Source organism: Ekhidna lutea (genome assembly GCF_900188325.1).
Classification (GTDB): domain Bacteria; phylum Bacteroidota; class Bacteroidia; order Cytophagales; family Cyclobacteriaceae; genus Ekhidna; species Ekhidna lutea.
Map to the genome: position 1 here is coordinate 44,567 of NZ_FZPD01000006.1, position 25,416 is coordinate 69,982.

Annotated in this window: 15 protein-coding genes; 4 read left to right on the forward strand and 11 right to left on the reverse strand. The window is 40.7% G+C overall.

Going from position 1 to position 25,416, the window contains the following annotated elements:
- Position 1: 1 nt before the first annotated feature.
- The 9 genes from CHB71_RS16735 to CHB71_RS16775 form a co-directional block, all read right to left on the reverse strand.
- Positions 2–3,445, reverse strand: coding sequence for a hypothetical protein (locus CHB71_RS16735; RefSeq protein WP_089358108.1), 3,444 nt, complete (start codon positions 3,443–3,445; stop codon positions 2–4).
- 20 nt (positions 3,446–3,465) lie between these two features.
- A complete protein-coding gene (locus tag CHB71_RS16740; RefSeq protein WP_089358109.1) occupies positions 3,466–4,950 on the reverse strand; it encodes a glycoside hydrolase family 30 protein in 1,485 nt (494 codons plus the stop codon).
- A 2-nt stretch (positions 4,951–4,952) separates the two neighbouring features.
- Complete coding sequence (locus tag CHB71_RS16745) at positions 4,953–6,242, reverse strand: glycoside hydrolase family 2 TIM barrel-domain containing protein (RefSeq protein ID WP_221406754.1); 1,290 nt, start codon at positions 6,240–6,242, stop codon at positions 4,953–4,955.
- Positions 6,243–6,247: 5 nt separating this feature from the next.
- On the reverse strand, positions 6,248–7,507 hold the full coding sequence (locus CHB71_RS16750; RefSeq protein ID WP_221406755.1) for a glycosyl hydrolase family 17 protein: 1,260 nt from the start codon (positions 7,505–7,507) through the stop codon (positions 6,248–6,250).
- 5 nt (positions 7,508–7,512) lie between these two features.
- Positions 7,513–8,943, reverse strand: a complete 1,431-nt coding sequence (locus tag CHB71_RS16755; protein ID WP_221406756.1) for an MFS transporter — start codon at positions 8,941–8,943, stop codon at positions 7,513–7,515.
- A 62-nt stretch (positions 8,944–9,005) separates the two neighbouring features.
- Positions 9,006–10,559, reverse strand: a complete 1,554-nt coding sequence (locus CHB71_RS16760; RefSeq protein ID WP_089358111.1) for a RagB/SusD family nutrient uptake outer membrane protein — start codon at positions 10,557–10,559, stop codon at positions 9,006–9,008.
- A gap of 11 nt (positions 10,560–10,570) precedes the next feature.
- Positions 10,571–13,681 (reverse strand): SusC/RagA family TonB-linked outer membrane protein, encoded by a 3,111-nt coding sequence (locus tag CHB71_RS16765; protein WP_179213458.1) that lies wholly within the window; start codon positions 13,679–13,681, stop codon positions 10,571–10,573.
- 110 nt (positions 13,682–13,791) lie between these two features.
- The gene (locus CHB71_RS16770) at positions 13,792–14,898 is read right to left on the reverse strand and encodes a glycoside hydrolase family 16 protein (protein ID WP_245811339.1); all 1,107 of its coding nucleotides are present in this window, start codon (positions 14,896–14,898) and stop codon (positions 13,792–13,794) included.
- A 66-nt stretch (positions 14,899–14,964) separates the two neighbouring features.
- Entirely contained in the window at positions 14,965–16,482 is a 1,518-nt protein-coding gene (locus CHB71_RS16775) for a PKD domain-containing protein (protein ID WP_089358113.1), read from the reverse strand.
- A 243-nt stretch (positions 16,483–16,725) separates the two neighbouring features.
- Here CHB71_RS16775 and CHB71_RS16780 point away from each other — a divergent pair, with 243 nt between their 5' ends.
- The 4 genes from CHB71_RS16780 to dinB all read left to right on the forward strand — a co-directional run bounded on the left by CHB71_RS16780 (position 16,726) and on the right by dinB (position 22,991).
- Entirely contained in the window at positions 16,726–19,557 is a 2,832-nt protein-coding gene (locus CHB71_RS16780; RefSeq protein WP_179213459.1) for a triple tyrosine motif-containing protein, read from the forward strand.
- Positions 19,558–19,717: 160 nt separating this feature from the next.
- Positions 19,718–21,148: an alpha-amylase gene (locus CHB71_RS16785; RefSeq protein WP_089358115.1), complete on the forward strand. Its 1,431-nt coding sequence runs from the start codon at positions 19,718–19,720 to the stop codon at positions 21,146–21,148.
- Positions 21,149–21,268: 120 nt separating this feature from the next.
- Positions 21,269–21,772, forward strand: coding sequence for a hypothetical protein (locus CHB71_RS16790; protein WP_089358116.1), 504 nt, complete (start codon positions 21,269–21,271; stop codon positions 21,770–21,772).
- Between the two features lie 142 nt (positions 21,773–21,914).
- Positions 21,915–22,991 carry a DNA polymerase IV gene (gene dinB, locus CHB71_RS16795; RefSeq protein ID WP_262485931.1) on the forward strand — a complete coding sequence of 359 codons (1,077 nt, stop codon included), beginning with the start codon at positions 21,915–21,917 and terminating at the stop codon, positions 22,989–22,991.
- A 124-nt stretch (positions 22,992–23,115) separates the two neighbouring features.
- Here the strand turns inward: dinB and CHB71_RS16800 are convergent, their stop codons facing one another.
- Positions 23,116–24,162 (reverse strand): saccharopine dehydrogenase family protein, encoded by a 1,047-nt coding sequence (locus CHB71_RS16800; RefSeq protein WP_089358118.1) that lies wholly within the window; start codon positions 24,160–24,162, stop codon positions 23,116–23,118.
- Complete coding sequence (locus CHB71_RS16805) at positions 24,159–25,403, reverse strand: DEAD/DEAH box helicase (protein WP_089358119.1); 1,245 nt, start codon at positions 25,401–25,403, stop codon at positions 24,159–24,161. Before CHB71_RS16805 ends, CHB71_RS16800 begins: the two co-directional genes overlap by 4 nt.
- Between the last annotated feature and the right edge of the window lie 13 nt (positions 25,404–25,416).

Consider the following 25,416-nt stretch of genomic DNA (forward strand, 5'->3'; position numbering starts at 1 on the left):
TCTAATTAATAATCACCTTGATTTTATCAATAGTACCTGTTCGATTAAAGAGCATTTTTGAATTCTTCTCATTGAGCGCACTTCCATCAATCGCGTCAGATTGTCCATTTGAATAAGTCACTAATATTTCTGAGGTGTTGCCCTTTTCATAAATAACTGGAACCTGGCAATAGGTAAAGGCCAATTGACCCGGTTTGAGATCGATTGATTTTTTATCACCGTTCAGATCAAAGTATTCAAATACCGAGGGTGCAGCGAGGAATTCTTTCTGGCTCAGGAACCTTGGTTCAAAATAAATTTTGGAATCAATTACTGATACACCTAGCTCTGCCCATCTATTTAGGATGTCTTCCTTAACCTGTCCGGTCATACCAGGTTGCTGAGCTCCCCGCCCTCCGGGCGTGTGTGAATAAGGATCTGTTGGAATAGAACCATATAACTCCGGATCTTTATTGATACCAATACCGGCTCGAATTTCATAATAATGATCAATCATACGTCCCATCTCAGGAGCGCCCTTATATTTTTCCCAGTTCCAATTAATGTTTTCCTGAACAGCGACAAGCAACTTAGAAACCATATGCCAGTAGATGCTTCCAAGCCCCTCATAACCATAAAATGTACCGGATCTTCCGGTAAATGCTTTATGGTTGAATATCTGTTCAAACACTTCGAGATATCGATCGTATTCCTCCTCAACTAAATCCTTGTGCTGTGTCTTTTTCAATTTCTCTAATGCATCTTTCAGGCTATTGGCATTGTTAAATGATCCATTGAAATGGTACCCACCGGTGACATCCGCATATAAGACTGATTTATTATCTTCCTTAAGTAATTCCTGAGCAAGCCTGGAGGACTCAATGAAATCCTTTGGAATCTGATTCTTTTCCAGAAACTTAGGAAGTGTTCTATTCGGGTAGAGCATGTAGCTGTACTGATCTTCTCTGAAGATATCACTGGCTTTGAGGGCATCCAGTACTTCCAGAGATTCTTTTAGGCTCAAGAGACCTGATGATAGAACGGCGACCTGTCCCTCCAGCATTTCATATAAATGATTAAGGCCGGCCTCCTCATCTTTCATCGTCAGCAGGTTGTAGGAATGGTACAATCCATCTTCCCTTTTATTTGCCATAATGGAATGATCTATATGCTGAATTACAGTCTTAAAAAATACTTGAATGTCTTCTTTTGATAGCTGACTCGTGGTGGAAATAAAGCCTTTATAAGCTACGGAACGATAGTTTTCGCCCAATTTCCCGAGTCCATCAACGATTATTTTCCTCTCTTTATCATTGATAGTGTCTTTTAAAATATCAAGCTTGGATTTTAGAAGCTCATGAACTCCCTTGAAGAGATTAGCTACCGAATGATTGATAGTGACCTCATCATCAACGCCATCAAATAGCTCAATCATAGATGAAGCAAAACGCCTCATGTAGTAAAGTGTAACCATACTGACGCCATTGCCTACAAGCGCATTATTAGCATCATTCCACTCTGGTCTTTGTGTATTGAGCCATATCCCTCCTTCCGGAACATAGTTAGACATCTTCGTGAGAAATGTGACGAGTAGCTTTTCAGTCAAGTTAGCCTTGAGAAGCTCACCGTTGCTATGAACCAGTTTACCATCCGATCCAATTTCTTTAACTCTATCTTCCGATTTAGCCTCCGCATTATGATCATAATCGATAGTATTTTGAGGGTCGTTTACAATGTCAGCATATCCTTTGATTCGATACGGAACATCCGCGTAAACAAACTGCTTATTAGATAATAGTCCAACCAAATCTCCCGATTGATGAGAAATGGCAATTTCAAGGAGCTTTTGCAAATAAATAATCTGATGATCACCCCAATAACCAATATAAGACCATGGATTATCCGGTTCAATCGTTTCCCAATCTATTCCTTCCTTGGTAATGCGATAAGGGTTGTACCCATCAATTGTTGAGGCATTGACAAACTTTGTGATCATTGACAAGATATAACCCGGAAAGGAAACGGCTAAAGCCTCCCAGTTCTGGAAAATATCACGCCAGTTGCCTTCATACTCCCTTAATTTGTTTCCATCTTCATCCTTAGTGGCAATCGTGAATTTGTTCCATGGTCGACTTGGATCGCCATGTCTTCGACTGAATGTAAGTGGTAAATACTCTTTGCAAATCCTTAATAGGTCACTATCTCCTGATCGTTCTGCCTCAAGCAGCAAATTATTATAGTTGGAGACTGGTGGTAGTGCTTCAAGAAAACCTTTGTTTGAATTAAATACCTTCTTATTAACAATTTCAACAAACTGATTGAAATCGCTTTTTTCAACATTGTAGTCTTCATCAAATATCCCTCCACGCATAATATTAAAAAGGACATTAGAATAATGGCGAGCTACGCTAAGTGTATCATTGGTTAACTGAAGACCATCTGCTTTGCCTACTAGTTGAAGTAGCTTGGCTCTGTTTCGCTGACGATCCGCAACTACTGCTTCAGACATACTATTTTCATCACCAAGCCGATGAATGAGTTGGAAGACATCCGCGTGATCCTGATTTACCTCAGCTATAATCATCCAGCTATGGTCAGAATTGGGATTTAGTGATATGGACGTATTGATAAAATACGCTCCTCTTTCTGCGCGTACATCCACTTCATTTGTCAACTCCTCACCCCTTCTAAACTTATCCAGCTGTAAACTGGATAATAGCATGCGATCTCTTGTAAGTCCGGTACTCCAGACAGTGGTTGTTTTTAGGGCTTCACTTGGCTCTGCTTTATCAACAATGATGGCGCTCAACATGAACAATCCCAGGCCAGTTTCTTCATGCAGTTCATTCTTTTTATACGCGTTGACCAGGTTACTGGCACTGGCTTGCAACGCCGAACCTACGCCATACGGAAGGATATTTTGAATACCATCCAGAACCTCCACTACCTGCTCCGAATGGCTCCAGTTTATAAGTTTTGACTTTTTAACAAACCCAAATTTTTCAGAGAAAGACCAGGAATACTGAAAGGTTAATTGTAAGTCTTCGTTTAATTCCTCAAAAATGAGTTTACTACCGGTTCTGTTTTTATAAAGATTACGTTGTGTATTGTATACACCATCATATCTATTTGAGAAAGGCTCCCATAGAAGTTGTTTGTCCTGTCTTTCAACCCGTAAAATTGTTTTGCTTCCTGTCGCTTCAAAATCATCACGGATACGATCATCTGTGTAGTAAGGGAAAAGTGCAGATTCTGAATTCTTTCTACCTGCTGTCAGTCCCCCAGTGGTGGAAATAAACAGCCAATGATCTGAATGGCTAACCAGGCTGAGAAAAAATGGTCTCATCCGATCATAATTCTCAATTTTATAAAACTCCGATTCTCCAATACGTACAAATTCACCAACTATATCTGAAGTTGATTTAGCAAATGCTAATTCCTTTATAAAAATTGGGGGTTGATTCATTAGCTGATCGAAAAATGTAATTATTGGTTAATTAAAATTGATTGCAATGCCTTCTTCTGAATTGATACGGTTGATGCTTTGCCATCCAAATTGATTGTAAATCCTTTATCGTTATCGCTCATATTTAAAACAACCACTGCTATAGTCCCATCCGGATTTTTCACAGCTGTTGCCATTAATTCATCGTTTGAAATTTCTATTCCGATTTTAACTGCTCCGGGCCTTATATGCCTGCTAAAGTGTTTCATCACATAATAAAGCGGCGTGAAATAAACTTCATCCTGATCCGGATCAACAATGACAGGCGCAACACACCAGTTTTTAAACCAATTCGGTCCACCCTGTCGATCAAGAACCATGTTCCAATCCACCCATCCGTCAACCCAATTGTTAAGACAGCCGATCATATCTCTTGCATAGCGATAAACAGGAACATATTTTGGGTGATCACCCTTTTGCTCCTCTGGTGCCCAATCCCAACCCCAATCGGTGGCTTCCTTTGACCAATACCAGTCGTCATCTTTCCATTTTGGCACTTCAGCATCTACACACCCCTCTGTTTCTATCAAATACTTTTCTGGAGACATTTGATGTACTTTTTGTAACGCTTCTCCGTACCATTTAAATGTACTTGCATACCAATGCACAGCTGTTCCATCAAAGTACCTGGAGGAAGCCTCATCCTCATACATTTTTTCTGCCCAATCAATAAGTTCTTCACCTCTGTTTTGGTCGTACCCAAATATTTTTGTCTCATGACCATCTTTTTCCAGTTGAGGTCCCAGGTAATTCTGTACAAAATCCACCATTTCCTCTGGTGCATAATGCATGCTTTCCCAGTTACTTCCATTCCCGAGAGGCTCATTTTCGAAGGTCACTCCCCAGATGTCTATGCCCTCAGCATTATATGCTTCAATGTATTTTGAAAAGTATCTTGCCCAGGTTGAATAATGTTCGTTGAGCAACTTCCCCCCAACCCAGCTGTTGTTGTCCTTCATCCACGGTGGTGCTGTCCACGGCGATGAGATGATCTTAAAACCATCAGAAGAGACATCCATTGCATCTTTGATCATTGGAATGACGTCATCTCGATCTTCTTCTATTGAAAATGTAGCTAGCGCTGTATCGCCCTCCTCTACGTAAGCATAATTGCTCAGCGAGAAATCGCAAGAATTGATATGTGTACGGGTAAGTGAATACCTGGCTCCAGCATCACCAAAATAAGCCTCGAGGATTTTAGATTTATTCTCGGGGCTTAGCTTATTAAGCAGATAAGCGGATGATTCGGTGAATGATCCACCAATTCCGGTGATGACTTGGAATGTATCTTCTGGATTGATAACGATTGTTGCATCACTTTGGTCACCTGACCAATCTATTAATTCGGTGTATTTGTTTCCACTTGCTGATGTTTCAAACACCTGAAGGTTCAATTTATCCTCTTCCATACATCCTATAAAAAGGCCCAATAAAAGGATTAGATATTTTAAAAAAGTATTCTTCATGATTAGTGATCTTTAACATAAAAGGGAATGTTGGCGTGAGCTGCATGTCCATTTCGGTCAAACACATATACAAATAATCGATAGGCCCCTGACTCTTCCGGAGCAGTAATCATTATTGATGGTTGTTGTGCACTTTCAATGTCACCCAATTTTTCAGGAACCTCTTCATGATCGCCTCCTTCTTTCGCCTCAGTGCTTTCTTTCATGACAACCCACTTATATGTAAGAGAATCGCCATCAAAATCTTGTGTGAAAACATTTGCTCTATAGCTGTTCCCAGCAAGGAGGTATACATTTTCTTTGGCTTCTTTATCATCTAAAAGCATGGAATCTAATCGAGGCGTTCGATTTACCGGCCACTCATCATTCCAGATATAGTGCATTACATCTATAACCTCTGTTTCTTCACCCTCTTCTAAAAAAAGTCCGTACCATGTAGGCGTTCGTTCCTGCTTTTGACCCCAGAGAAACACATAGTTTCCCAGGCATTTATCTCCGAACGGCTTAATTGATTTGTTGTATCCATTTAGGTAGTTGGTTGCCTTTTGAGTACTATTTTGCTCAATAGGCGCGCCCCATTCTGTTGATGGCATCTCCCAATGACCGATCGCCCCCCACTCAGTCACCATGTAAGGCTTGCTCCAATTAGATTCTCTGAGCAAATCCTGTAAAACAAAAAGATCTCCATAAACCTGGACACTTAAAAAATCCAGACTTGGGGCTCTTTCTTTAATTTCTTTAACCACCCCAGGGTCCACCGAAGAAATAGCTGTAGTGGTTGGGTGATTAGGATCTACTTCTTGTATCCACTCAGAAATTCTATTTACTTCATCGTAAACACTTGGGTCCGTATAATTGAGGTTTAGCTCATTGCCAATACACCAAGCCAGCAGCGCAGGATGATCCTTATTTTCCAGGACAAACTTCTTCACCCGCTCAAATTGTTTCTCTTTTTGGTCCTGATTATTGTAATCCATTCCATGCCGCTCAGGCTGAATATAAAAGCACATATACACCGTCATGTTGTGCTGATAAGCCAAATCAAGTATTTCACTGTTTTCAGACCATGTCCGAATGGAATTACCACCATGAGCTGCCAATGATGATATATCTCCATTCAATCCAGCACCATTAAATTCGTATGGTTCTCCATTTCTAAACAATTTATAGCCATTTCCGACCTCCCTGATTTCAACCTTATTGGTAGTGCCAACGGATTGATTATCTGGACTGGAAGAACAAGCCACAATAGCGATCACAAAAGCGAAATATTTACATCTAAAAATTTTCACAACATTCAATTTTCAGATAATTCTAATGTCCTTGGAGGGTGCACTGCCTTTAGCAATTCGTTGATTTCTCCATTGAATGTCTTAGTGATGGGGTTACCTCCTCTGGTAATTCCTTCAAACACTCCTTTGTCAACCAAATCCCATAAAGCATACTTTGCCTGACCTTTCAGATTTATCAATCCGAAATGATTTTCTGAACCCTTGGGATTCTTGTCATCCTTCCATGATTCATCGAAAATTTCAAAATAGAAGCAGGTCATACTTTGCTCCTCACAACTTTTCACAACCCCCTCGTAATACAGTTTTTGCTTGTATTCATCGGCAGCCCTTGAGCCTTTGCTACCATACCAATCGTTGGTCTGACTTGACCAACCCGTTTCGGTGATGTGAATGGGTTTGTTTTCATAACCCAGACCTGACACATAATTTCTTACACTCTCGTATTGGGCCATCGCATAATCTACAGATCGCTGAATAGCCAATTCGCTCTTCTCTGTCGCTGAAAGTGAATCAATATTTGGACGCAACCAAAATTGAGGGTTATAATGAGTATCGTGAAAAGGATAGGTGTGCATGGCGATGAAATCAACTGCATTAATAAGCTTTTCAAGATTTCTTTTGTGATAGATGGGATCACCTCCTCCCCACGAGGCAAAATTGTCTGAGCTGGTAATCCATATATCTGCCGGCAGCTTACCTTCTTTCTTCAATTCCTGAAGCAGATTCACCCACCTGAGAATAACATTGGGTGCAACATGGTAGCCTTGCCAATGTACCATTGCTTCATTTCCGACGGCAATTATTTTCACAATATCCGGATATTCATTCGTCAGCCGAATCGCTTCATCAATTTCAGATTTGATCCACTTAAGGTTGCCTTGATTATGTACAGCTGTATCGTCTACGATATCGCAAGCCATCCATGCACCAAGCATCACGTACATCTCAAAATCAGCATCTTCATTTTTCTTCTCCCTGATAGCCTGCAACAGGTTAGCAACCTGCTCATCTCCTGTGGTATTATATGTGCGGAGTATCTTCACTCCCATTGCTGAGAGTATATTCAGGTCTTCCTTCAGGTCAGCAACCGAAGGCACTGAATCCCGGGTCAATTCTCGAAAACCACCAAAACACATGGCTGGGTAATCCGGATTGCCCAATATTTCTGCTGCTGATTTATTCACATTCATTGTCTCGTTTTTTGAGCAACCAATAATTACACATGCTGCAATACAAACTTTGATATAGTTGATGAATACATTCATTGTTTCTATTCATGTATATCACCTCTTCTTGCTATCAATTGAGATTTAATCTCTTCTACACGTTCTTCTGTAAGATCATAGCCCCACATCACCCAAATGGCAATGGCTGCAGTAACTGCGGGGATAATGATGTCTGCAAGTCGTAATTTGGTCATTGCTTCTACCGTCTGAGTAGCTGCTCCAGACTCAAAGCCTACAATTTTGAGCACCAACCCAGCCAGAATCAAAGCAAGTGCCTGACCTATTTTGACCATCAGCCAATAAATGGCACCAAAAGTCCCCTCTTTTCGGGGCATCCCATTTCTCAATTCATCCAAATCACACACATCGGCCGTCATGCTCATCATCAAGGTGAACAGTCCCCCTATCCCAAAAGACATCAAAGGAATTGGCATGAATATGTACCAGGGATTATCTGGGTTAAACCCCCACCATTTGAGCGAGTAACCAACAATTGAAATGATTGTGGCTATGATGAAGGCATTGCGTTTACCAAACTTATCTGAGATGTATGAGATGATGGGAATGACCAAAAACGCAGTAGCGACTGCACTCATTGTTGCAAACCAGGCCGGCCATGTCCCCGTAAGGCCATAGTCACCATTAAACATATGGAAGACAATAATGAAGTAAGCAAACCCTGCAATCAGCTGAAAACCATTGAAAACCAGAAATGTGGCCCCACACAATCTGAGAAAAGGTCCATTGTTTGAAATCTCTTTGATGCTCTTCCAGAGACGAGCTAGATTTTTAAAAATGTTGGCAAAGTTTAATTCCGCTCGGTTTTTCATTTCACTGGCATCCAGACCCTTGCAAAAAAGACCCGGAAGTATCCCAAGTAAAATACATGCTCCCCCTACGATCATTGCCATTTTCCTCACACCCTCATCCTGAGTTGCGAAAAGATCAGGGTCTGCTACCAACACCCAAAACCATGGTACTACCATCCAGGCAATCTGACCCATCGTTTGAGCGAATGCCATCAGGCGTGTACGCTCATTGTAATCGGTTGTCATTTCGTACCCTAATCCAACAAATGGAGTAGCGTACATGGTGTTTCCAAGTGTGAAAATCAATGAGAATATTAGAAAGTACCAGAAGTTGTAATCCTGTGAATTAGCGACATTTAATTGCCATAGAAGGGCGAAAATGATACCACTTAAAATTGCGCCTATTACGATGTATGGTCTTCTTCTACCCCATTTTGATTTTGTGTTATCGGATATGAAGCCCATTATTGGATCTGTAATGGCATCAAATAGTCGTGGAAGACCACCAAGCAAACCAGCCATCAATGGATCCATTCCAAAGGCTGTTACCAAAAAGAACATAAAGATATTGAGTGCAGCAGGTAGTAGGTTTAGTACCAGGTTACCTGTTCCATAGGCCATCTTTTGCCTAAATGGCACCATATCTAAAATCATTTTTTCGCTCACAATGGTTTTACTATTTCTATCCTTTTATTGAACCCTTGCTAAATATTGACTATTGCTTGTCCTTAATACCCTTCGTTTTGCGTTAGCACTCCGTTGGAAAGATCTATTTCATCCTGCGGTATTGGAAGGAATCCTTTGGTTGCCGGATTAAATGTTACATCATATAGCGCCTGTTCATCAACGTATTCAGGTCCTCGTATACCCTGAACGGTTAATTCATTCTCGGCAACTGATAGACCTTGTCTCATCAGATCGAAGTAGCGTAACCCTTCAAGGGAAAGCTCCATCCTTCTTTCATTAAATAGTGCATCATCTGTGTAGCCAGTCAAGTCACTCAGTCCTACTCTTTGCCTCACTCTGTTGATATAATTTACATTTTGACTTAACTCTGCCGCCATCAAAAGCACATCAGAGAATCGGATTATCCGTTCATTGGTCGTGTTATTATGCTCTAGCTGTCCACTGGTTCCTTGAGATTCAAGATCAGTTGAATACTTATTAGAATAGTATCCCGTATGCTGAAACGTTTTATTGACTGTGCCACCAATATTTGATTCATGAAGAACGGTCAGATCTCGTCTGGGGTCTCCAGTCATATCTTGATATAATTTGTGGGAGACCGTACCAAATGCCCACCCTCGGTAATGGGTATTTTCTTGCAAAGCCCTTGGTCCCATCATTTGAGCCGCGAGGTTTCCTTCTACTCTTTCCTCATTTCCCCACTCCCAACGTGGAGGATCATCAGAATACGAAATCTCAAAAACACTTTCTATACTGAACTCGCCAGCATTTGAGAAAACGGTTGCATAGTCAGGTAATAGATCATGACCGCTATTATTGATTACATCTTCCAGCTCTGCAAGCACATAAGCAGCATCAATGGTGGTACCATTTGCTTCCATGTTCTGATTGTACACACCATCCCTGAAAAGAAAGACTCTACCAAGTAATGATTTTGCTGCCCAAGTTGTAGCTCTGCCTAGCTCACTTCCTGTCACAGAAGTAGGCAGGCCAGCAATTGCATCAACCAAATCACTTGCAATTTGATTATACGTTTCTGTTGGAGTTGATTGAGGTGTGATTGAGGCTTCTATACCTTTTGGCGCAAAGGTCATCACAGGAACATTTTCAAACAGACTTACCAATTCAAAATGGAAATAAGCCCTTAGGAACTTGGCTTCTGCTTCTATTCTTGTTCTGAATGCTTCTGAAGCATTCTCCAGTTCAGCCAGCTTTTCCAATGTGAAGTTGGCACGATAAATTCCCCAATAATTTCGCTTCCACAAGGATCTTACAATTTGATTGCCCGTTGGAATATTGAATGTATTCAACTCATTTTCATCAAACCCATCTCCGGCATCCTGTCCCCCTGCATATGCATCATCAGATAATATATCTGAAACTAAAATGACGGGAGCATAAGGGAGTCCCACACCCTTTTGGTGGCCCAACACATCATAAGTTGCAATCAGAGCTTGTTCAACCTCTTCTTCTGTTTTGTAGAAACTCTCCGTATTTATTGAACCCTGAGGAGTAATTTCAAGAAATTCTTCTCCACATCCGGTGAAGATGATTAAGGCCAATGACAGGACTATTGATTTAGATATTTTTCCCATGATCCTATATGTTAGAAGGTTATAGAAGTTCCAATTCTGAAAGTACGTGCTTGTGGGTAGATGCCGCGATCTATCCCTCGATCTGATAAGACCGGATTACCATCAAATACCCGAGCTCCGACTTCAGGGTCGGGCCCATCGTAGCTTGTGAACGTAAATAAGTTTTCTGCGGAGATGTATAACCTCCAACTAGTACATTTAAATCGCTCCAGGACACTCCCCGGGAAATTGTATCCTATCTGGATATTCTTCATTCGAATGAAAGAACCATCCTTAATGTTTACCAAATCTGTCGGGCGGGTATAGTTTCCGTTAACATCATTGGCAACAAACCTTGGAACCGTTGTTGAAGGATTGCTTTCGGTCCATCGATCTAGTATCCAGCTTTGCTTATTGGAGGCTGGAAGGTCCGGCCGGTTGATACCGTTAAATATGTCCTGTCCTAATAATCCGTTTAAAAGAATGGACAAGTCAAAGTTTTTATATCCTACATTGATCGTAGAACCAACTACCCAGTCTGGATTGGGGCTACCAATAATGGTTCGATCATCGGCGGTAATTCTTCCATCTCCATTTACATCAACAAAACGAATGTCACCAGGCTGTGCGCTTGGCTGAATTGGAGTACCATCACTTGAAATGTGAGAGAATACATCTGCCTGCGATTGGAAAATTCCATCAGTTTTGTACCCAAAGAAGGTATAAATAGGATTGCCCTGGAAGGTACGCGTAACTTCGCCAGCCAACGCCCATGATGAGCCAGTCAGGAAGCTACCTTCACCATCGATCTGGGTCATGGTGTTTTTGTTGTAAGCAGCATTTACTCCTATTGAGTAGTTGAAATCTCCTTTACGATCCCTCCATTCCAATGACATTTCTACTCCTTTATTCTCTACCTCACCCACATTGTTAAAGCTAGGATTTAGTCCTGCGGATGCAGGTATACTAGATGGCACCAGCAGAAGCTTCTTTGTAGTTTTATTATAATAATCGAATGTGGCTGTTAGTCTGTTACTGAACAAGCCCGCATCTAATCCAAAGTTTAGCTGCTGCGATTCCTCCCACTGAATATTTTCATTCTGAATATTCGTCGGAATTGCTCCTCTTGTAGCACCACCTCCAAATGAATAATTAATATCAAAGTCTATTGTAGATACGTAGGCAAATGGACTGATTTTATCATTTCCATTAACTCCCCATCCACCTCTCAATTTTACGAATGTAATCTCATCCCATTGAGGAAAAAAGGCTTCATCACTTATGAACCAGCTTGCACCAAAAGACATGAAGTTACCATATCGGTTATTGGGGCCAAACTGTGATGAACCATCCTTTCGGTAGGTGAGAGTCGCAGAATATTTTTCTTTATAATCATACATTAACCTGGTAAAAACCGAGGACAATCGATTTTGCCATGCTGCTCCCGATGTTCGCTCAAGTGAGTCAATGGCAAGACTCAAGTACCTTAAGTCAGGGTTTGTAACAGTTACTCCTTCACCAAATCCGGAAAGTAATTCTGAGTCATTCTTAACCGCTGATGTACCTAATAAGACATTGAAATTATGATCGTCTATTTTTCTTGTATAGGATACGGTGTTTTCTACCTGTAAAGTCAGAGAACGGATAAACTGTTTACTCAGATTGGTATTATTTAAGTTGTTGGTAGTTGATGACAGGAAATATAAGTCTGTGTAATCATCAAATTTCAGGTAGCTCAAATCCATTCCAAAGTCAGACTTAAAACTTAGGCCTTCAATTGGTTCTACTTTAGCATAAACATTACCTACAAACTGGTCTTTATTAAACCTAAAGTTGAGGATTTCAAGCCTGGCAAGTGGATTTACTATTTCCTGACCAATATTGTTTGAGATGGCGTATACATTACCTCTAGAATCAGTCACTACCGGATTCCCGGCATAATCATCCGTCGGATCAGTCAAAACAGACGGATCATTTTCAAAAACGGCAGTCAAAGGATCCATGTTTAAAGCGCTGTTGTATGCGCCATTAAAGGAACCATTACTGTTTACCCCACGTGTTTTAACATTGCTAAAATTGAAATTATTCCCCCAAGAAAGCCATGCATTTACTTCTGATTGAGTGTTCAGGCGTGCGGTATATCTTTCAAACTTTGACTTGTCACCACCAATAATACCTTCTTGGTTAAAATAGGATACACTTGATAGAAACGTGCTCTTTTCAGAACCACCGGAGATAGAAATTGAATGACTTTCAATCGGGGCATTATTGGTAAAAAGCTCTTCCTGCCAATCAGTGTCGTTTGCTGGAATTTCATTTGGGTCAAATGGCTCTCTTGCAAGATTTAGTACACCGGCCTCTGCCATAAGCGTTTGATATTGCTGAGCATTAAGCATATCCACTTTTTTAGACACGCTTTGAATTCCCTTATATCCGGAATAGGTTACGTTGACTCCACCTCTTTGTCCTTTTTTAGTAGTAATAAGTACAATTCCGTTTGCAGCTCGCGTACCATAAATTGCTGTTGATGAAGCATCCTTCAGCACTTCCATTGATTCAATGTCAGCAGGATTAAGATTGTCAATGCTCTGCACAGCGATACCATCAACCAAAAACAAGGGTTGGGCATTGCCATTGGTGCCGATTCCTCTGATAATTATATTCGGCTGCTCGCCCGGCTGACCGGACGAATTGGTAAGGTTTACGCCTGCGGCTCGTCCTTGCAATGCCTGATCAACTCTTACAATTGGTGTGCTGGAAATTTCATCAGATGAAACACTTTCTATTGCACCAGTCACCACTTTCTTTTTCTGAGTTCCGTACCCAATTACAACTACTTCCTCAAGCTCTCCCACTGCCTCAGATAAACTTACGTCTATAGTTGTTCGATCGCCTACCACGATTTCCTGCGATGCAAATCCTATAAATGAAAAGCCCAATACTGCATCAGCAGATGAAACGGTCAAAATGTATTTACCATCAATATCGGTAATTACACCATTTGTGGTAGTTACTTCACGAATAGTTACACCCGGAAGTGACTCTCCATTTTGATCTGTTACGGTTCCTGAAACCGTTCTCTCCTGTCCATATACCCATGAAACCATGAGTATAAAAAGGGACACTAGAAAAATTTTATACATATTAGTCATATAGTAGAATGATTCAGTTTTCTAATAATTGAATGTGCGAACAAGTCCTAAAGACACTACCTGAGCAGGTTATCATAACAAAAATGAGTATAGCACCTAGATTACTCATCTTGAAAAACTCTTATATAATCAACATACATCCGTTGAGGAAAAGAAGTGGTCGCATTCGGTGATCCCGGCCAGTTGCCACCAACAGCAACATTAAAAATGAAGAAGAAATTACTTCTGAATTCTGAAAGTTCTGATGGGGTAATATCCATCGTATGAAACTGTTGGTCATTCATATACCAGGTGATAGTATTAGCGTCCCACTCAATTGTAAACACATAAAATTGATCACTAAACTTTCCAGATGAAAGCTTAGTATTACCTCCAAAATCTGCTTTTGTGCCATTGTTATCCCAATGGGCAGTTCCGTAGACCACATTATCACGTCCTTCTCCTCCACCTATCAATTCCATGATATCTATTTCACCGCAGTAAGGCCAGCCGACACTTCTAAAATTTGATCCCAGCATCCAAAGGGCAGGCCAGATGCCTTGTCCTTCCGGTAACCTTGCCCGGATATCTACCCGGCCATAACTAAAATCAAATTTATCTTCGGTTGTCAACCTTGACGAAGTATAAGATCTTCCGTTAAATGATTCTTTTCGTGCTTCGATGGTTAAATATCCATCTGAAACCGAGGTATTATCCTCTCTGTAGTATTGGAGTTCGTTATTGCCCCAGCCATTAGAGCCTGTACCAATTTCATAATTCCAGAATGTTTCATTTAGGCTAAAGCCATTAAATTCATCTTGCCATATGAGCTTCATTCCTTCATAAGAAAGTGGGGTGGAATATCCTTCATCAGCGGGAGGTGTATCTTCTCCAACCTGAATAACAATTGTGCGGGATTCTCGGAGAAATCTACCACTTGAGCCTATTGCTTTTATTTCAATGGCATATGTTCCGGTACTCGAATAAGTGTAGGAAAAAAATCCATCGCTATTGGATAATAGCTCCACTCCGTCCTCTCCAGTATCCATTGTATACTCTATTACATTATCTGCCTGACAAGTAATTTCAACCAAACCTGAACCATCCGATGAAACAGCAATCTCTATTGTGAGATTTGCCGGCTCCAATACAGGAGCTTCATCCGTATTTGAACACGAGGTAGAAATACATAGAAGAATTAAAAAGCAAATGGTCAAGTTATTCTTCACTGGAATTTTATTATTAGAATAGAAAAAAAGCTGTGCAGAAATTCTGCACAGCTTAAAAATTAACTATTAATCTATTATGAGATTTCTTACATAGAATGTTCCAGTAGTCGTGTGATCTCCACCACCGATTTGAACATAGAACATATCAAGGTCTTCTCTATCGAATGGAGTAGATCCATCGCCTGCACTTACGAAGCTTGGGGCATCAATCTGGAATGATACTGTTACCCACTCATCAGTTGCTAGCTCAGCCGACTCGTACTGATATAAATCAGTCCACCACTGCTCGGTTGCACTCTGATCAGCAAACCCTACAACCACCTTTTTAGTCAAAGAACCAGTGTAATCATTAGTACTCGGTAGGTATACCTCCAGAGATATTGTAGTCAGGTTAGTGAACGTAATATCTTTTGGATCAGGGTTGCCAGTAAATTGTGCTTCCTGGAATTGAGCATCTGTTCTGTTGAACTGACCAACCTTAGCAGCAGAAGCATCAGTTGGATCATCAGCACCTACTTCGATTGTAGAGGCTCCAGCAATAGTTCCTAAGTGCTCAAATGAAGTTTCAGACTCAAAAGTATGAGACATTGAAGTTGGAGTAATGTTATCTAAATCTTCCCCGAATTCAGTAGCTTCAGTTACTAACTCAGGCTCAAGAGAAGCATCAGAATAATTCACGTAATACACAGGCCAGTATCCTGCATCACCGTAATCAAATTCTAATTTCAACACATCATAACCAGTCTCCTGGATGATTGTGGCTTTGAAAGTAACCTCACTAACAGGCACAATATTCCCAGCTCCATCATTTCCTAACTTAGGAATTCCCATCCATGCACCTTCACCTGAAAGTGTAATAGTATTTGCAGTTGGTTCATAAGAATATGAATGAGTCCCTGACAACCATGCGCTAACATCATCACCACAAGCATTAACCATATTAGCAGCTGTTGCTTCAAAGCAAGATTCCGCTCGTACGTTTGAATCACATCCTTCAACGTTATTGAAAACACCAAATTCAGCCCAGAATTCGCCCATGTCATCAAAAATGTATGATCCATCTCTAGTGAAAGTAAATGTCTGTCTGTAAAGACATGGTCTTGATCCATCGTTGGTTAAACCAGGCCACCAGGCAGCCGGATCATCAGCATTTGGTCCTAAAGACATTGAAGTTCCTTCTCGGAATAGTTTCCATGTTTTAGAATCAGTACCTGCTAAAAGTGCTAAAGCTGAATTTGGATCAGTTATGGATACTTCTTCAGAAAAGGTAGAAGTAGCTCCTGCTTCATTGGCAGCAACTAAAGTAACAGTGTAAGTACCTGCAGCACTGTATGTGTACGTTGGTTCAGCATCGGTGCTTACACCCGCTTGATCACCAAAATCCCACGCATATGCAGTTGCATTCTGAGAAAAATTGGTAAATGAAACTTCTAAGAAGTTTTCTGAGCTTACAGCAAATTGGAAACTCGCGATTGGATCTTCAATAGTAGATCCCCCGTCATCATCACTACATGAAGTGAAGACAATTAAAAGGGCAAATGCCATTACCGCCCTTGACACATTTAAAAAATTGAATTTTTTCATTTCGGCTAATTTTTGTTTTAAAGTCAGAACCGTGTCGTTTTGTTTCGATTCCTGAATTCAATGTTAAGGGGGTAAAACCTAATATCAACAAAAATACACTACATCAAAAACTCATCATTCCTTTTAAACCTATACATCAAATTCAATAAAAAATGTTAATTTGAATACATATTGGAATATTTTACTTTCTCAATGTTTTCTCATAAAAAAAATCACAACTATACGAATCGATCAATTCATTTATTGATTTTTCTTGTAATTCCATGCTTTTTTGCAATATCACAGACCAACGACAATAGTGATCAAAAATTAATTTCACTACCCCTTATCACTTCCTTCAGCCCTTCGGAGTACAATGGTGGCATTCAAAACTGGGACATAGATCAGGACACTTCCGGATATATGTATGTTGCGAATAATTACGGGCTTTTAGAGTTTGACGGTTCTTCATGGAACAACTACCCTATTGCGGGAGCTACAAAGACAAGATCAGTCTTGATAGAAAGATCCAGTAACAAGATTTATGTTGGTGGGCAAAAACAACTAGGTCTATTTGAAAGGACTGAATCTGGAATAACGTACAAAAACCTTGTACCATTAATACCTGATTCAATCATTAAGGATGAAATATGGGATATCATTGAATTCAATCAGTCAATCTACGCTAATATTTATGGAGTCATTTCCAAAGTGAATGAGAATTCAATTCAACCGCTTATTGGAGTTACCTCTGCTGAATTCCTTACTGAAGTAGATTCAAGCTTATTTGCTGGGTCAATAAACGGTCTATTCAAATTAGAGGGTGACACATTTAAATACTTAAATAATAGTGTCGGTTATAATTTTCGTGGCGTAAGTGTGTATAAAGATCGATTTCTTCTTTTTACATATGAAGGAGAAATTCTTAGCTATACAAACGAAAGGATAACGTCAGTAAAAACACAATTTGATGCATTTCTAAGTGAATCGAAAATCAATAAGGTCCTAATGTTGAAAAATGGAAATATTGTTCTCGGCACGCAGAATAATGGCTTACTAATTATAAATGAAGATCTACAACCTATTCTTCACCTTACAAAAAATAAAGGACTGAATCATCGAACCGTCATTGCCCTTTACGAAGATAATTTCAATAACCTCTGGGTAGGACTAAATAACGGAATCTGCGTTGTGGAGCTTAGTTCACCTTTTTCGCTAATCAATGAAAATGTTGGTCTGGAGGGTACCGGGTATGCAGCAGCATCTCTGAACGAAGACATTTATCTAGGTACAAGCAGTGGTCTTTTTGAACCAAGAGGTAACATCACAGAAATGAAAGAAACCAACCGTTATGAACTTATCAAGGGAAGTGAAGGGCTAGTTAATAATGTTGAGGTTATTGAAAATGCTATCCTGTTAAGTCATCACGAGGGTGCATTTATTCTCAACAATCGCGAAATCAATCAATTTTACAATGAAACAGGCGTTTGGGGATTTTCTAAACTGACAGATACTCAACTCCTTGGAGGTACTTATGAGGGCTTCACCATATTTGATAAAAAAGGAACCATACCAGCTTTGAAAGGAAACCTGCATGGTTTGGGTGAATCATCACGTGTTTTTGAGTTTGACAATGACAGCACTCTATGGATGACACATGGATACAAAGGAGCTTACAAAATAAAACTACAGGCAGATTCCATTTACTCTATGGAACACTATGGTGCTGAAGATGGATTTCCTTCAGATTTACTAATAAGTGTTTATCGGATTGATGATGAACTCATTTTTACAGCAGAGACTGGAATTTATAGTTATAATCCGGAAAGTGATCGCTTTGAACCACATCCTTTTTTAAATAAATGGTTTGAAAAGCGACATGTAAGTAAAATAAAACAAATAAATAAAAACCAGATATTCTACATCGCAGGAGGACAACTTGGATTACTGAAAAAGGAATCAATTGGCGTATATAAATCTGAAGAACAACAATTCAGAAAGATCAATGAATATATTAGTGATGATCTGGAAAACATAAGTGTAATAAACAAGGACATACTTGTTGGTGCAAAGGAGGGTTTCATAAGGTATAACCCCGAGCTAGATAGATCAATCAAGGACTCATTTGAAACGTATTTGAAACGTGTTGAGATAACCAATCAGGAAAATGAAACGAATACCGTCACTGGCACATTCTTTCAATCCACAACCATGGATAGTCCCAAAGTAATCCGGTTTGAATACTCAACACCCTATTTCGATGGTTTGAGTAATATTAAATTCGCATACAGGTTAGTGCCATATGAGAAGGAATGGTCTGAATGGACAGAAACCAATTGGAAAGAGTATACCAACTTGCCCGCCGGAGAATATCAATTTGAAATTAAATCCTTGAATATTTATGAAAATGAAAGCAGAGTTGGCGTTTATCCCTTTACGATCAATCCCCAATGGTATGAGTCAAACATTGCATATACTTTGTATTTCGCTTTCATCGTCTTCGCCTTTTTTAGCGTACTTTATTCAAGAGAGAAAAAGCATAAGACGGAAAAACAAATTCTAAGTCAAACAAAAGAGGAGGAGATCCGTTCCAAGGACCGTGAAATTCATGAGTTTTCTGAGAAAACCAATCAGCAGATACAAGAGCTAAAGAATGAGAGACTGAAGCAAGAAATAACCCACAAGAACAGTCAGCTGGCATCAGTAACCATGCATTTGCTTAGTAAAAATGAATTTGTAATGTCGCTCCGAAAAAAGCTAAATGAGGCGCTAAGCAATAAGGACAATACAGACTCCCTCAATCGCATTGTGAAATCCATCGACAAGAATATTGATGACGATGAGACCTGGGATACATTCGCCCAATATTTCGATCAGGTTCATGGCAATTTCCTACAGAAAATCAAACAAGAGGTTCATTTGACTCCTCAGGAAACAAAACTCTGCGCTTACCTGAAAATGAACATGAGTACGAAAGACATTGCTAACCTGATGAACATCACCATTAGAGGTGTAGAGTTAGCCAGGTACAGACTGAGAAAGAAGCTGGGCATTACACGAGAAACCAATCTGGTGGAGTATCTCGACGATTTTTAGTATTTCACGGCAGAAAATCATTGAAAATTTCATAATACGCAAACGTTTTCGCATTAGATGAAATGTAAAAATCACTGATTCACAGGTATTTACATTATCATTTTATTAGAATCAATCCTTCCTGTTTGTAAATTAATAGAGTAAACAACCAAGATTTATTATGAGAAGACTCACCAAAGCCTTTCTGGGAACGGGCTTAATAATGTTCCTTTGGGGATGTAGTGATGACACCCCATCCACCGAGCTTGACAAAGCTCAGGAATCCTCCGAAATTAATCATGTAACAAACCATGATGGAAAGCCATTCAGCACTCAGCCAAAAGGCACCAAAGGTAGATTTACTGCCGGTCCGGGCGGTGGAGTAATGATGCAGGGGTTCTATTGGGATGTGCCTGCGGGTGGCACCTGGTGGAACACTGTGAAGGGAAAATTAAGTGCCTGGTCCAATTCAGGCATTCAGTCCGTGTGGCTGCCACCTGTATCCAAGGCACAAAATGGGGCATATTCCATGGGATATGATCCAACCGACTACTTTGATTTTGGAAATTATAATCAGAATGGAACAGTAGAAACCCGCTTTGGGTCCAAAACTGAGTTACAATCACTGATTAATAAGGCTCATGCAGAAAACATGGAAGTCTATGCTGATATCGTGCTTAACCACAACAGCGGTGGCCAGTTGGAAGCTAATCAGTATACCGGAACAAATACCTGGACGGATTTTACCGGAGTTGCTTCAGGAAAATTCTTACGGTCGCAACACGACTTCCACCCCAACTGGGTGCATGGCGGTGATGCAGGCTATTTTGGCGGATTTCCGGATCTGTGCCATGATGTACCATACGTGCAGGATTGGCTATGGAACCGATCTGATGGAGTTGCAAAATATTACAAGAACACGATGGGGTTTGATGGTTGGAGGTTCGACTATGTAAAAGGATTTGATCCTTGGGTAGTTGCCGCATGGAACAATGCAGTAGGTGGTTTTTCAGTCGGAGAGCTTTGGGATTCGGATGTAAACTGGCTGGAATCATGGGCCAACTCTGCAAATAGCAGTGTGTTTGATTTTGCCTGCTACTACAAAATGAATGACGCTTTTGATGGTAACAATCTCAACATCCTCAACGATGATATGATGTGGAAGCGCAACCCACATAAAGCGGTGACATTTGTAACCAACCACGATACGGACGAAATATGGAATAAAATGCTAGCCTATGCTTACATCTTAACTCACGAAGGATATCCAACGATCTTTTACAGAGACTATGAGGAATGGTTAGACAAAGAACGATTGAATAACCTCATCTGGATTCATAACAATAAAGCGACAGGTACTACAAGCATTTTGCACGTAGACAATGACGAGTATGTAGCCAGAAGAAATGGATACAACGGTAATCCGGGACTGATCGTGTACATTAACAATTCCAGCTCATGGAAAACCCGATGGGTGCCTACCAACTGGTACAGCACACAGATCAAAGATTTTACCGGTCACTCCGGGTGGTACCCTACAACACAAAGCGGCGGATGGGTGCAGATCCAATGCCCACCAAACAGCTACAGTGTGTGGTCACCAAATATTTAATAGTTAAAATGCGATGTTTTAAAGCCGAGCCTGATGGTTCGGCTTTTTTTTTGTAAGTAATGCCGCTTGACTAATTCATTTATTTCCCGACCTTTAAACAAAGTCAGACTTTACACAGACATGGAAATATTAAAAGTAGCCACTGAGTGGGCAAAAGCGGAGGTTTTCTCCACCCGATTCTTCATCATATTCGCCACTCTATTTTTGGCAGCTAGCGCTGGGTTTTGGCAAATGGGAAAAACAGAATTAGCCAAAGCGTACATCATCCCATTACTCGTAGCTGGTATTTTACTGATGACCATCGGGCTAGGCTTATTTTTCACCAACAAGGCCCGTATCACGCAATTTGAAAAGGCCTACAACGAAGATGCATCAGCTTTTGCTGCATCTGAAATGGCACGTGTCGAAAGTACCTTAAAGGAATACACCGTGGTTTTTAAAGTAGTCCCAATGATTATCGTTGTGGCAGCTCTGCTTGTCATATTCCTCAACACCCCCACTTGGCGAGCCATTGGCATCACCACAATGGCGATGATGATCGTCATTTTATTAGTAGACGGCACTGCACATGCCCGAATTGCAGACTATTATAAAGAATTACAATCGGTAGAAAAGCAGGAATGAATGATTTAATCGACTGAGGAAAAGCATCCGTGAAACACCTCCTAGTTAGGAATTAAATCCAAGTCATCCCCTAAACTTTTTTTTATTACTACCTAAATCCCAGTGACACGCCCTTGTCACTCTACTGATTTACTTTGCATATGTGAACCATCGCAAGATCATCCATATAGACATGGATGCCTTTTATGCATCTGTAGAGCAGTTGGACAACCCTGAGCTGAGAGGGAAGCCCGTTGCTGTCGGTGGAAACTCACAACGAGGTGTGGTAGCTGCGGCCAGCTATGAGGCCAGAAAGTTCGGAGTGAAATCAGCTATGCCCTCTGCTAAGGCAGCCAAGCAGTGTCCAAACCTGATTTTCGTACAGCCCAGATTTCCCCGATACAAAGAGCTTTCGCATCAAATAAGAGACGTATTTTATGAATATACGGATTTGGTGGAGCCGCTCTCCCTGGATGAGGCCTATCTGGATGTAACCGAAAACAAGATTGGATTAAACTCTGCCACACTCATTGCAAAGGAGATAAAAACCAAAATCAAGGAACGAACCGGGCTAATTGCATCCGCTGGAATTTCTTACAACAAGTTTCTGGCGAAAACTGCTTCTGATATGGATAAACCGGATGGCTTGTGTGTAATCCTACCAGAGGAAGCAGAAGCCTTTGTAGCCAAATTGCCCGTCCAGCGGTTTCATGGGATTGGCAAAGTAACGGCCGAAAAGATGGTGAAAGCAGGCATGTTTACCGGAAAGGATTTACGCAAAAAAAGCCTGGAAGACTTAACTCTTCGTTACGGTAAATCAGGACAATATTATTACAATATCTGTCGCGCGATTGATCATCGGGTAGTGCAACCCACAAGGGATACCAAATCCGTAAGTGCAGAGCGCACCTTTGAGGATAATATCTATGAATTGGATGATGTAATTGAAGAGATCGATCGAATTGCTCGTATTTCATTTGAGCGATACAAGCGTAGCAAAGCAGAAGATGGACACACCATTACCATCAAGATCAAGTATGGTGATTTCCAGCAAATTACACGCAGTAAAACGGATGATCCCTCCATCAATGATGAGGGAACTTATGTGCAGATCGCCAAATCACTTTTTACTGAACAGCTCTTAAATGAAAAAGGCATTCGTTTGATTGGGGTTGGAATTTCAAATTTCAGGAAAGATGAAGAGCCGGAACCTGTTACTCAGCTAACACTAGAGTTTTGATGAGACTACTCATTCAGACTTCTATCGCAAGCCTGCCTGCGATAGGCAATGAAATAACGGTGTTCAGGTCATTGAAGGTTTGGTCACTTTAAGGATGATTCTACCCTTTTTCAAAGCTATAGGTCTACAAATACTCACACCCTTCGATTTCTAAAATCAATTTTTCGCCGTAAGCAATAGATGGTGTTTGAAAACCAATTGTAAAGTTTCCATTTAAGATCTTTTGTGCGATCAATACTGTGGAAGCAGCAGTTAGTGTATAACCATTGGGAGTTTTTAATCTAGCCTCCTCAGACGTTACTCCGTTACTTATTTTTCCCCACAAATACATAACTGACTCTTTACGACGCTCTTCTTCAGGTCCATCTGAGCGTTTATCCATTTGCCGCATTAAGAAATTCTTAATCGTTCGGGATCGAAGCATGAAGGAAAGCCTTAATGCCCGCTTAACTTTAGACAACTGTTGTTCGGTTGTGCCAGAAAACACTTCAATGTTTGGAATTCCGGTGCTGAAATAAGCTGTTGAAACATCTCCCCATGAGATACCCATCGAAATCTGTTTAAAAGGTCCATAATCAATCTCAATTGCCGATTTGCCCATCGGAATACCTTCATAATCCCCTCCTCTTCTCAGAGTCTGTGGCTCACCCAGATTTTCTATCATCGTTTTTGCCGTACCTCTGGAGAGCTTCCCGCCTTTACTCACGAATGCTAACTTCAAATCTGTTGCATTGGGCATCTTATTATGCAGATGTTTGGCTAGGCAATCCGAAGGGACTACATCAAAACCAGTGCCCGGAAGAAGCATGATTCCTTTTTCCTTAGCCTTCTCACCATACTCTTTTATCAAGTCGAAAACCTGAAATTCGCCGGTTATATCCAGGTAGTGCGTATTAGTGGCCAAACACCCCTGTACCATGCTTTTTGCAGTGTGGATGAATGGACCTGCACAATGAACCACAACTTCACCTCTTTTCAACCAGTTTTCAAGCTTCTTTCTGTCGGAAACTTCAAACACATCGTATTCCAACTCATGCTTTTTCGCATAAGTCATCGTCTTTTCTGCGTCCCTTCCTGCTATAATGGGCTTAATTCCATTTTTGAGGCATTCCTCTACAATTAACCGACCTGTATACCCGTAGGCGCCATATATTAGAAGGTTTTTATTCATTTGTTTCGGTTAGGTTTAGGCTTCCTTCTGAAGTTCTTGTTTTTAGGTTTGTGTTGTGAGCTTTTAAAGTTCTTCTTTTTTGGGGATGGTGGCAAATCACTTTGCTTTTCAGTTGGTTCAAAACCTGGGACTTCCTCTTTTGGTATTTTTATTTCAATTAATTTCTCAATATCTCTTAAGTAATCCATTTCATCCAAACTTACGAGTGATAAAGCAACTCCGCTTGCTCCTGCCCTACCAGTCCTACCTATTCGGTGTACATAATCCTCAGGAATATTTGGTAACTCGAAGTTTACCACATGTGGAAGTAGCGGTATATCCAAACCCCGTGCCGCAATGTCTGTGGCTACCAAAACTCTTACATTGCCCTTCTTAAAACCATCTAATGCTTTGGTTCTTGCTGCCTGGCTTTTATTACCATGAATGGCCGCCGCGCTGATGTCCGCCTTTACCATTTTTTCCGCCAAACGATTTGCTCCATGCTTCGTTCTGGTAAATACCAGCACCTGCTGCCATCTTCCTCCTGCAATCAAGTCTAGAATCAGATCAGTCTTGCGCTTTTTATCTACGCGATAAACCTGCTGGTTGATTTTTTCAACCGTGGTGTTCTCAGGTGTAGCCTCCACATACTGCGGACTATGCATGAATTTGTTTGCAAGTCGTTTTATCTCCTTGGAAAAAGTAGCAGAGAATAAAAGGTTTTGTCTTCGAGGAGGAAGTAAATCTAGAATGCGATTAATGTCTCGTTGAAAACCCATATCCAGCATCCGGTCCGCTTCATCGAGTACCAATATCTCAACCTTATGCAAAGAGAGTGCTTGTTGATTATAAAGGTCTAGGAGTCGGCCCGGTGTAGCTATCAGGACCTCTACACCATTCCGAAGTGCAGCAATCTGAGGGTTAGCTTTTACTCCGCCAAAAATGACCGCTGATCGGATATCCATATAGGCAGAATATGCCCTTACATTGTCATAAATCTGAGCAGCAAGCTCGCGTGTGGGAGTCAGTATAAGTGAACGAACCGGCCGTTTACGAAATTGCTGCCCATCAGAGAGTAACTGAAGAATGGGTAATGTAAATCCAGCAGTCTTGCCTGTTCCTGTTTGTGCTGAGGCGATGACATCCTTTTTTTCCAAAATAACGGGTATGACTTTGGATTGGATGGGTGAAGGTTCTGTGTATCCTTTTTTGCTGATTGCTTTCAGTAACGGATCCGACAGACCCAATGAATTAAATGACATAAATAATTTTTGA